Here is a 10,215-nt window from a genome sequence, read left to right as displayed (position 1 = left end):
AATTGTATTAAATCAATTTATGCTTATATTTGAAGAAAGGCTCAAATTATAAAAATTCAAGCCTCAAACTTTTCAACTTACACACTTTACGGGATAGTGTCAATAAAAAAGCAATATTGTCACTTATTAGACTTAAAATAGATGAATTTATTATACTATTTTTCGGTTGTATATGCAAAGAACACTCGATTGCAAACATAAATTGAATTAAAGTTTCCGCTTTATTATCGTCTCTTAAAGCTTTTCCGCTCCATTCTATAGTATTTTTAATTCTTTTTTCTAAATCAGTATTTTTATCTTTAGAAAATAATTTCCAAATCGTATCATTGCCATTTTGCTGACCATTGATTTTTTCATCATCCAAATCTATTATTAATGAATAATTTGAATTATTTTTATGAGTAATTTTACCGGGAGAACTTATAAAAATTTTTTCCGCAGAAGTATCTATTTCACTTAAAATTTTTATATTTCTTTTTCTAGATAAATCACCAACTATAAATGCTATTATATTTTCAAATTGTTCAAATTTTAAAGTTGCAATTTCATTCGCTTTAATAATGTCTTTTGCTAGTACATTAACTTCAATTAAGAATTTTGGAATTTCATCATCATCACAAAGTTGCTTAAATCTATCAAATATTTGCTTATTAATAACTGTATTGATTATTAAAAAATTCCCTAAAATAATATTTTGTTTTTCAAAATAGACACCATAAATTTCTCTTGATATTTGGTAATTTTCAATTTTTTTATTTTTGAAGTGATTTAAAAACGTTGTAAAATCTTTTTGTGTTGCAATCCTATTTTCTCTTTTTAAAAGAGGAATCAATTCATGAAATAAATGTCTTTCGAAAGTTTTTTGTGAGAAATATTCAGATATATCTTTTATTTTGTAATATAAATTTTCACATTCTTCGCTGTAAATTTTTAATTGCTTCTTTCCTATAAATGCTAAATTACCTCCACTTATTGAAATAAGATGATTAGGAACTTCATTTATGTTGCCATTATCAATAATTGAGCAATTTTCAACTAATAAATTAATTGAATTAATTTCTATAGTATTTTTTGACATAATATTTTTAAAATTTTAAAATAATCAAATTTAGAAAGAACTAATTTTGAATAATAAAGTTATACCTTCCTCTCCCCAATCTGCTGTCTCCACATCGCATAATACAATCCTTTTTCTTCTATTAAATTTTGATGAGAACCGGTTTCTATGACTTGTCCTTTTTCTAAAACGTAAATTCGGTCAGCATGCATAATCGTGCTTAACCGGTGCGCAATCAAAACGGTAATCTGCTCTTTTTCTTGGGAAACTTCTTTGATGGTGGATGTTATTTCTTCTTCTGTGATGCTGTCTAAAGCAGAAGTGGCTTCATCAAAAATAAGCAAATGTGGTTTTCGGAGTAATGCTCTTGCAATGGCAATTCTCTGTTTTTCGCCACCACTTAATTTGAAACCACCTTCGCCAATCACAGTTTCTATGCCTTTTTCCGCTCTTTCAATTAAAGCGGTTGCACTGGATTTTTTCAAAGCAATTTGGAGGTCTTTTTCGGTCGCATCTGGATTGACAAACAATAAATTTTCTTTGATGCTTCCGGCAAAAAGTTGCGTGTCCTGCGTTACAAAACCGATCTGATTACGCAATTCATCAAAATCAAATTCATTTCCATTAATGGTATTATAAAAAATAGATCCCTCGTTTGGGCGGTACAATCCAACCAACAGTTTTACCAAAGTACTTTTCCCCGAGCCACTCGGACCCACAAATGCAATGGTTTCGCCATTTTTAACATCAAAGGAAATATCGTTCAACGCTTTGTAAGACGCAGAACGGTGTTGAAAAGAAACATGATCGAATTTTAATTTTTCGATTGCGCCAATTTTTTTCGGTGTCGCTGGTTTTTCCTCCGCCGGTTTTTTCATCAAAGTATCAAAATTATGCAATGATGCTTGGGCTTCCCGATAAGAAATAATGATATTCCCGATTTCCTGCATCGGCCCAAAAATAAAGAATCCATAAAACATTAAGGATAAATATTGACCCGGAGTGACGATGTTTTTAAAGATCAAAAACAGCAGAGTGAAAGTAATCATCTGTTGGAGAAAATTCACCATCGTACCTTGAATAAAACTTAAGGATCGAATGCTTTTTACTTTACGCAATTCCAAACCGAGAATCTTGTACGTATTGCTGTTCAGGCGTTTTACTTCCTGTTTTGTTAAACCTAGACTTTTTACGATTTCAATATTCCTTAAACTTTCCGTGGTGCTTCCGGCCAAAGTATTGGTTTCTGCCACAATGTTTTTCTGAATATTTTTAATTCTTTTACTCAATAAATTGGTGATGAATGAAATAATAAAAATTCCCACCACATAGACCGGCATAATCGACCAATGCAACTGAATTGCATAAATCGACACAAAAATAATACTCACCAAAATCCCAAAAAATATATTGATGAAATTGGTGATAAACTTCACCGAATCTTCTCGAACTTTCGTCAAAATAGATAAGGTTTCGCCACTTCTTTGATCTTCAAATTCCTGGTAAGGGAGTGCCATGGAATGTTGCAAACCGTCGGTAAAAATATTCGCACCAAATTTTTGAGTGATCACATTCACCACATAATCCTGAAAAGCTTTCGCAATCCGGCTCACCATCGCAGTTCCTATTAAAAGTCCCAGAAAATAAAAGACGCCGTGATAAGCATCGGAACCATAAAAATATTCATTCAAATTTCGTGGCAACACTTTTTCTGTGTCAAAAAAGTTAGGATGGGTGACCAATTGATCGAGTATATTACCTGTAATCGCAGGGCCAAATAGCGAAAAGACCTGATTGATGGTGGCCAAAGCCAAAGATAAAATCAGGAGCCATTTATGCGGTTTTAAATAGTGGAGCAGTGTTTTCATTTTTAAAATATAGGTTGCAAAATTAGAGATATTAATTGGTTTCTTTAAGTCACACCCCAGATTGTCTCAATCTCATTTTTATATGAAGTGAAAATTATTTAAATTGCAACTGCTTTCAAAATCTAAAATTTGCTTCATTGATTACTGAATTTTCAATTTTGATTTTAAAAATGGCTCAACGATTAACCCTCAATTATCAACTTAAACAATGCTTACCAAAGAACAAATCGCCCAACGAATCTCCAAAGAAGTAAAAGATGGCTATTACGTAAACCTCGGAATTGGGATTCCTACCTTGGTCGCTAACTTCGTTTCTCCGGAGTTGGCGGTTGAATTTCAAAGTGAAAATGGTGTGCTCGGAATGGGACCTTTTCCTTTTGAAGGCGAAGAAGATGCCGATTTAATTAACGCGGGAAAACAAACCATCACCACACTTCCTGGGGCTTCATTTTTTGATTCTGCTTTTAGTTTCGGAATGATCCGAAGCAAGAAAGTAGATCTCACCATTCTCGGTGCAATGGAAGTTTCGGAGAAAGGAGATATCGCCAATTGGAAAATTCCTGGAAAAATGGTCAAAGGAATGGGTGGCGCCATGGATTTAGTAGCTTCTGCAGAAAATATTATTGTCGCGATGATGCATGTAAACAGAGCGGGAGAAAGTAAAATTCTAAAAAATTGCACGTTGCCTTTAACTGGCGTCGCTTGCGTTAAAAAAATCGTCACCGAAATGGCTGTTTTAGAAGTGACTCCAGCTGGTTTTAAACTCTTAGAAAGAGCACCTGGCGTCTCAGTCCAAGAGATTAAAAAAGCCACCGAAGCGGACTTGATTATCGAGGGAGAAATTCCGGAGATGCAGTTTTAATAATGAATAATTAATAATGGATATTGAAAAAGCGGTGCATTTATTGGTACCGCTTTTTTAAATTTATATCAATTTTAGCTATGAATTTGCGAATGTTTGAAATATTTTTCTATTTCAAAATCTCCTTCAAAAACAGCAACGTGTGATTCCAAGCTCTTTCCGCCATTAGGGGATTGTAATCTTTTGATTCTGGATTCGTAAAAGTATGTTTGGAATTCGCATAGGTAATAATCTGCCAATCTGCTTTTCCCTCATTCATTTCCTGGATCAGTTGCGCATAATCTTCCGGCTTCACACTTTCATCATCAGCGGGATGTTCCACTAAAATTTTGGTCGATATAAGATCATTATTTCTAGCGGTATCTTTTGCCAAACCACCGTGAATAGAAACGACTCCTGCCACGGGTAAATTCGCTCTTGCAGTTTCCAAAGCGCCTGTTCCACCAAAACAGTACCCAATGACCGCTATTTTTTCAGGAAGCGTACCACTTTTTTTCAATTGCTCTAATGCTAAAGCGATTCTTTTTTGGTAGGCTTCATAATTTTGTTTGTAATATCCTGCAGTTTTTGCGGCGGAAGAATTATCGGTAGGAATATTTCCTTCTCCATAAATATCTGCAATGAATACGACATAACCTTCTTTCTCTAAATCTGTAGCGGCGGTTTTTGCCTCTTGATCAATGCCTTTCCAGGCAGGTAAAATCAAAACTCCAGGAAGCTTTTTTCCTGTATTCGAAGTAACTAATCCATTTAATTTTTGAGTACCATCTTGATAAGAAACGGGTTTTAAGTTCTGACTAAAAATTATATTTGAGGTCATCAGTGCGGTTGCTAAAATTATTGATTTGATCATTTTTTAAATTATTAAGAGATAAATTTACAGATAAAATGACCAGAATTAGCTTTAATTAGGAATAGATTGTGTGAATAACTTAAATTTGAAAACTGATTATTCTCCATGGAAAATATAAAATTGTATTTTTATCAACCTTTAATAAATAAAATATGCCAAAATATAAAATTCAAAGATCACCTTTCGTTGTTCCAACCGCAGACGGAAAACTCATCGAAGAAATCTGGGGAAATTCCACGCAAAATCCCAATATTTCAATTGCACACATGATTGCTCCACCGAATTGGAGCGAACCTTTTCAAACCCCCGAATTTGATGAATTTACCTACATCATCAAAGGAAAAAAACAATTTGAAATCGATGGTGAGATCGTGATTTTAGAAACCGGACAAAGCATTCTCATTGAAAAAGGAGCCCGGGTTCGGTACAGCAATCCGTTTGAAAATCCGTGCGATTATTTGGCAATTTGTCTTCCCGCTTTTTCGATGGACTTGGTCAATCGAGAGGGATAAAATCTCAAAATAATCTTTAATTCCCTCTCCTTTGGAGAGGGAATCAGGGTGAGGAGAATTAAATCTCTAATCCTAAATCTCTTAACTCTTTCTCCAAATTCGTATCTTCTGTAATGTGAATACAGATAAACCCTAGACTTTTGGCCATTTCAATATTCCTAAAATTGTCATCGATAAACACTGATTGTTCAGCGATTATTTGATAGCGATCGAGTAGAATATTCCAAATCGCAGGATCCGGTTTAATGAGTTTCTCGGTGCCAGACACCACAATTTTACCCTGGAAAATTTGAAAGAAATCATAATGTTCTAAAGCGTAGGGAAAAGTTTCAGCCGACCAATTCGTCAAGCCGAAAAGTTTGTATTTTGAATCCTCGAGTTTTCGCAATACTTCCACATTTTCTAGAATATCTGATTTCAACATCGTTGTCCAGTTGTCGTAATATGCCCGAATTTCTTTTTCCCATTCCGGATGTTTTGCGACCTGAATTTCTGTGCCTTCTGCTAAAGTTCTGCCGCGATCCTGTTCTGCATTCCATTCATCTGTCGCGATATTTTTCAAGAAAAACTCCATTTTTTCATCATCTTTAAAATAATCTTTGAAAAAATAACGTGGATCCCAATCCATAAGCACACCTCCGAAATCGAAAATAATATTTTTAATCATTGAAAACTGTAATTTGTATCTTGTTGTTGTTGCCTTTTATCGATTTTAATTTGCCCGATCTGTACTTATAAAAATCATCGTAATAAGTGAATTCTAAATTATTTATCGATTTTAATTTGCCTTTTTGGTAGTCATAAAAACCATCAAAATAAGTGAATTTTAAATTGCCGATTGATTTTAATTTTCCGTTTTGATAAGAATAAAAACCATCATAATATTCAATTGAAATATCATCAACCGATTTTAATTTTCCACTTCGGTAACTGTAAAAATCGTCATAATAATCAAAATAACCCTTTTTCGTTGAGATTGATTTGGGATCATCATAATCAATTTCAACATCACCTTGAAAAGTTCCCGTGGTTTGATCATTCAGTTTCATATTCCCTTTTTGATTTGAATTGATTTGGGAAATATTTCCGTCAGTATCCATAGAGAGAAATGTCCCATTAATTTCCAAATGAACTATTGTTTTTTTTCCATTCTGCGAAATCTGAATTTCTCTAATTTGCAGTAATTGAAACTGATACTATTAAAAGCAATAAAAGATAAAATTTTCTCATCTGATTTTTTTAGTGATTTAATTTAAAATTCAAACGGACAAAATCCGTACCTTTTTTACTGAAATTTCGCGAAAATAGCTTGCAATCCATTTTTTCAATGATGTATAAGATACCTATTTTTCCTTTAAAACAGAAGAAAAGACATTTAAAAAAAAATAAAACTTTTGTGACTTTTCCGAATTCTCCGGACAAGTAGTGGTTAAAATATCTTTTAATTAAAACTCGAAAGGTTCGAAAGTATAATTTCCCTCTAAAAACTTGGCAAAAATATGTTGCAAACCATTGCTCAAAATAATTTCTTCAGCATTTAAAATCGAATTATATCTGGCCGTTTGTTCAAATGTTTTTACCGTTAATTTTATAGCTGGAGCTTTACATTCTACTACTATTTTCGCGACTGTTTTTTCCGTGACCAGCAAGTCTATCCGTTTTGTAGTACCATTCAAGACCAATTTTTTTTCTAAAATTAATGATGATAAATTACGACCTTTAATCCAATGAAAATAATGCACCCAATGCTGTCGCACCCATTCCTCGGGCGTAAGCAGCAACCACGACTTTCGGACCAAATCATAAATAAAAAACTTATCTTTGTCTCTCTTGATTTGAAAGTCAAACTCCTCATTAAAATTCAGTTTCGGAAGTTCCATTTATGAAAGAATTAGATTTAATCCTCAAAAATATTAAAAATAAAGAGCTTTTGCCGATTTATTTTTTCCATGGCGAAGAACCTTTTTTTATGGATGTGGTTTTGAAGTCATTTGAAAACGATGTTTTAACCGAAGATGAAAAAGCATTTAACCAAACCCTGGTCTACGGAAAAGACACCACCTTTGCCGATGTACTGTCGTTAGCCCGACAGTTTCCCATGATGGGCGACCGCCAATTGATCATCGTCAAAGAAGCCCAGGATATTGTTCTTACGGAACCCGAAAGTAAAGCCTTGTTGGCCTATGCAGAAAATCCAGTGGATTCTACCATTTTAGTAATCGCCTACAAATACAAAAAAGTCGATGCACGCAAAGCATTTGTTAAAACTTTGGCCAAAAATAAAATGCTTTTTGAAAGTGAAAAAATCAAAGATTACCACCTTGCAAAGTGGATCGATTCCGAAATAAAAAGCATAGGACTTCAATCAAAACCCAATATTCCCACTTTGCTCGCCGAATATTTAGGCTCCGATTTATCGCGAATTTCCAATGAGTTGCGTAAACTCAAAATGATTCTCAAGCAAGGGGAAATCCTCGATGAAAAAGTAATAGAAACCAATATCGGGATCAGCAAAGAATTTAATATTTTCGAACTCATCAATGCCCTGGGGAAAAAAGACGAAGCCACCGCCTTCAAAATTGCGCATTACATGGGGAAATCCAAAACGCATTCTATGGTGATGAGTACCATGAACTTGTACAATTTCTTTTCCAACCTCATCATTTTTCAGACCATGAAAGGAGAATCGCCCCAAAATCAGGCGTCTGCAATGGGGATTCACCCTTATTTTTTGAAAAATTTTACCGAAGCAACGCGCTTTTATAACCTCAGAAATTGTACACGAGTCCTTTCTATATTGCGTGAAATCGATCTTAAAAGCAAAGGTTTAGGTGCAATCAATGTGACCGATACTGATTTGCTAAAAGAAATGGTTTACAAAATTTTGCACGTAGACCAATACAAAGTTCAGACATAAAATTCCTTTTTTAGCGATGCTATAATTAAGTAGAATGTCGGAATGATGTTTTTTTTTGGGCGACAATTTCCGTCCTCCATTCCCGCTTTTTTGCTTCACTTCGTTCCGCAAAAAGAGCTCCATTCAGGCCGGGTCGCAAATTAGGATTTAACAAATAGCACTTGCTTCTAAAAACAAAAACAGACTGGATTTTGGTCCTAAATTATTTGTCCTGTTTAGCATCATTGACAAAATTCATCACCAAAAACTTCGATAACCCAAAATAAATCACGATTTTTGAAAAATTTAACAATCAACTATAAATCTAATTTTTAATAATGGAAGAAAATATTTTAGACTGTGTGATTATTGGTTCTGGACCCGCAGGTTTTACAGCGGCAATTTATGCTGCCAGAGCAGACTTGAAACCTGAACTATACACTGGTTTAGAGCCAGGTGGACAATTAACGACCACTACCGAAGTCGATAATTTCCCAGGCTATCCAAATGGTGTTACCGGCCCCGAAATGATGATGGATTTGCAAAAACAAGCCGAACGGTTTGATACCAAAGTCCTGTATGAAATGATTACCAAAGCCGAATTTTCTAAAGAAGCAGGTGGCGTACATAAATTGTGGGCAGGCAACAAAGAAATTTTGACCAAAACCGTGATTATTTCAACAGGAGCAACTGCAAAATATCTAGGATTAGATGATGAGAAAAAATACATGGGCGGTGGCGTTTCTGCCTGTGCAACCTGTGATGGTTTTTTCTATAAAGGAAAAGACGTGGTCGTAGTAGGAGCGGGTGATACCGCTGCAGAAGAAGCGACCTATTTAGCGAAACTGGTTAACAAAGTCACTATCCTTGTTCGTAAAGATTATTTTCGGGCATCCAAGGCGATGATTCACCGTGTTTCTAATACGCCAAATATTGAAGTGAAATTTAACCATGAACTCATAGCGATTGAAGGTGAAAACTCATTGGTAGAAAGAGCAGTAGTCATTAATAACCAAACCCAGGAAACCTCTAAAATTGATGTTCACGGTATTTTCATCGCTATTGGTCATAAACCCAATACCGAAATCTTCCAAGGTCAAGTTGATTTAGACGCAAATGGGTATATCAATACGATTCCTGGTTCTTCAAAAACAAATTTGCCCGGTGTTTTTGCCGTGGGTGACGTTCAAGACAGTCATTACCGACAAGCGATTACTGCGGCCGGAAGTGGTTGTATGGGCGCCATGGATGCTGAGAAATATTTGGGAGAACTTTCTTAAAGTAGAAAAGGACTTCGTACTTGAATTATTGAATTTTACTCAAAAACTTAATTACAAAGTCCTTATTAATCATTAATTATGAAGAACCTCATCTACATTTTTCTCGGTGGAGGATTGGGCAGCGTTTTGCGTTTCCTGATTTCCAACTATACCCAGAAGTTGTGGAATATCAATTTGTTTCCCATGGGAACATTTCTGGTGAATATGATTGGTTGTTTTTTAATCGGGGTATTTACTTCTTACTTTCTTAAAATTGATAATTACTTAAAATTTCTTTTAATTACGGGGTTTTGCGGAGGTTTTACCACCTTCTCCACTTTTTCCGCGGAAAATTATTCGTTGTGGCAAAATGGTAATTATTCCCTGTTATTTGTTTATGTATTTTTGAGTGTTTTAGTTGGTTTATTGGCTGTTTACCTCGGTTTGCAAGTGATGAAAAATTAATTTTCACTTTGATAATGAAGAGATTAAAATTTTTTTTGAAAATAATTTGGTCAATATCGAAAAGGTCTTTATATTTGCACCACTGAAAATGAGAAATCAATTTCATTGGAGAACTGGCAGAGTGGTCGATTGCGGCAGTCTTGAAAACTGTTGACTGTAACAGGTCCTGGGGTTCGAATCCCTAGTTCTCCGCAGAAAAAACCTAAGCTTAATTGCTTGGGTTTTTTTGTTTTTAGTAGAGCTCTTCAGTGTGAGTAGAATTGGAAAACGGGGGTCCACCGATTGGTATCTTTTAACGGATCACGCACAAAACTTGGGGACTACGCAAAAATCTGTGATAATCTAAACAAGAAAAATTTCCGGTCTTTCACTCCTCGTAGTTGTAATCTGAAGTTTTTTATTTTTGCATTGAAGGATTCCGCAGATGCATTTGTACTTCTGTT

Annotated in this window: 11 protein-coding genes, 1 tRNA gene and 1 pseudogene; 6 read left to right on the top strand and 7 right to left on the bottom strand. The window is 34.7% G+C overall.

Going from position 1 to position 10,215, the window contains the following annotated elements:
• Positions 1 to 46: 46 nt before the first annotated feature.
• Both QWY78_RS09475 and QWY78_RS09470 read right to left on the bottom strand, forming a co-directional pair.
• Positions 47 to 1,078 carry a hypothetical protein gene (locus tag QWY78_RS09475; RefSeq protein ID WP_290219206.1) on the bottom strand — a complete coding sequence of 344 codons (1,032 nt, stop codon included), beginning with the start codon at positions 1,076 to 1,078 and terminating at the stop codon, positions 47 to 49.
• 59 nt (positions 1,079 to 1,137) lie between these two features.
• Positions 1,138 to 2,925 carry an ABC transporter ATP-binding protein gene (locus QWY78_RS09470; protein WP_290219205.1) on the bottom strand — a complete coding sequence of 596 codons (1,788 nt, stop codon included), beginning with the start codon at positions 2,923 to 2,925 and terminating at the stop codon, positions 1,138 to 1,140.
• A 208-nt stretch (positions 2,926 to 3,133) separates the two neighbouring features.
• Between QWY78_RS09470 and QWY78_RS09465 the strand changes: the two genes are divergently transcribed.
• Positions 3,134 to 3,787: a 3-oxoacid CoA-transferase subunit B gene (locus QWY78_RS09465; RefSeq protein ID WP_290219203.1), complete on the top strand. Its 654-nt coding sequence runs from the start codon at positions 3,134 to 3,136 to the stop codon at positions 3,785 to 3,787.
• Between the two features lie 109 nt (positions 3,788 to 3,896).
• On the opposite strand, the gene QWY78_RS09460 is transcribed toward QWY78_RS09465, so the two are convergent.
• Positions 3,897 to 4,640, bottom strand: coding sequence for a dienelactone hydrolase family protein (locus tag QWY78_RS09460; RefSeq protein ID WP_290219198.1), 744 nt, complete (start codon positions 4,638 to 4,640; stop codon positions 3,897 to 3,899).
• A gap of 152 nt (positions 4,641 to 4,792) precedes the next feature.
• Here QWY78_RS09460 and QWY78_RS09455 point away from each other — a divergent pair, with 152 nt between their 5' ends.
• Positions 4,793 to 5,152 carry a cupin domain-containing protein gene (locus QWY78_RS09455; protein WP_290219196.1) on the top strand — a complete coding sequence of 120 codons (360 nt, stop codon included), beginning with the start codon at positions 4,793 to 4,795 and terminating at the stop codon, positions 5,150 to 5,152.
• 58 nt (positions 5,153 to 5,210) lie between these two features.
• On the opposite strand, the gene QWY78_RS09450 is transcribed toward QWY78_RS09455, so the two are convergent.
• From QWY78_RS09450 to QWY78_RS09440, 3 genes are all read right to left on the bottom strand, one after another.
• Positions 5,211 to 5,819 (bottom strand): HAD family hydrolase, encoded by a 609-nt coding sequence (locus tag QWY78_RS09450; protein WP_290219194.1) that lies wholly within the window; start codon positions 5,817 to 5,819, stop codon positions 5,211 to 5,213.
• Positions 5,812 to 6,252, bottom strand: a complete 441-nt coding sequence (locus tag QWY78_RS09445; RefSeq protein WP_290219192.1) for a hypothetical protein — start codon at positions 6,250 to 6,252, stop codon at positions 5,812 to 5,814. The genes QWY78_RS09450 and QWY78_RS09445 overlap by 8 nt, the downstream gene beginning before the upstream one ends.
• A gap of 345 nt (positions 6,253 to 6,597) precedes the next feature.
• The gene (locus QWY78_RS09440) at positions 6,598 to 7,032 is read right to left on the bottom strand and encodes a type I restriction enzyme HsdR N-terminal domain-containing protein (protein ID WP_290219189.1); all 435 of its coding nucleotides are present in this window, start codon (positions 7,030 to 7,032) and stop codon (positions 6,598 to 6,600) included.
• A 2-nt stretch (positions 7,033 to 7,034) separates the two neighbouring features.
• Between QWY78_RS09440 and holA the strand changes: the two genes are divergently transcribed.
• The 4 genes from holA (at position 7,035) to QWY78_RS09420 (ending at position 9,964) form a co-directional block, all read left to right on the top strand.
• The gene (holA, locus tag QWY78_RS09435) at positions 7,035 to 8,069 is read left to right on the top strand and encodes a DNA polymerase III subunit delta (protein ID WP_290219186.1); all 1,035 of its coding nucleotides are present in this window, start codon (positions 7,035 to 7,037) and stop codon (positions 8,067 to 8,069) included.
• A gap of 317 nt (positions 8,070 to 8,386) precedes the next feature.
• A complete protein-coding gene (gene trxB / locus QWY78_RS09430; protein ID WP_290219185.1) occupies positions 8,387 to 9,328 on the top strand; it encodes a thioredoxin-disulfide reductase in 942 nt (313 codons plus the stop codon).
• A gap of 78 nt (positions 9,329 to 9,406) precedes the next feature.
• Complete coding sequence (gene crcB / locus QWY78_RS09425) at positions 9,407 to 9,772, top strand: fluoride efflux transporter CrcB (protein WP_290219182.1); 366 nt, start codon at positions 9,407 to 9,409, stop codon at positions 9,770 to 9,772.
• A gap of 107 nt (positions 9,773 to 9,879) precedes the next feature.
• Positions 9,880 to 9,964: transfer RNA gene (locus QWY78_RS09420), tRNA-Ser, on the top strand.
• Positions 9,965 to 10,092: 128 nt separating this feature from the next.
• Here the strand turns inward: QWY78_RS09420 and QWY78_RS14865 are convergent.
• Positions 10,093 to 10,215 (bottom strand): annotated as a pseudogene (locus QWY78_RS14865) (ISAon1 family transposase); the annotation flags it as partial.

The sequence above is a fragment of the Kaistella yonginensis genome (genome assembly GCF_030409525.1).
Lineage (GTDB): Bacteria > Bacteroidota > Bacteroidia > Flavobacteriales > Weeksellaceae > Kaistella > Kaistella yonginensis.
The sequence above is the reverse complement of the archived record's forward strand: the minus strand, read 5'-3'. Positions and strand labels throughout refer to the sequence as shown.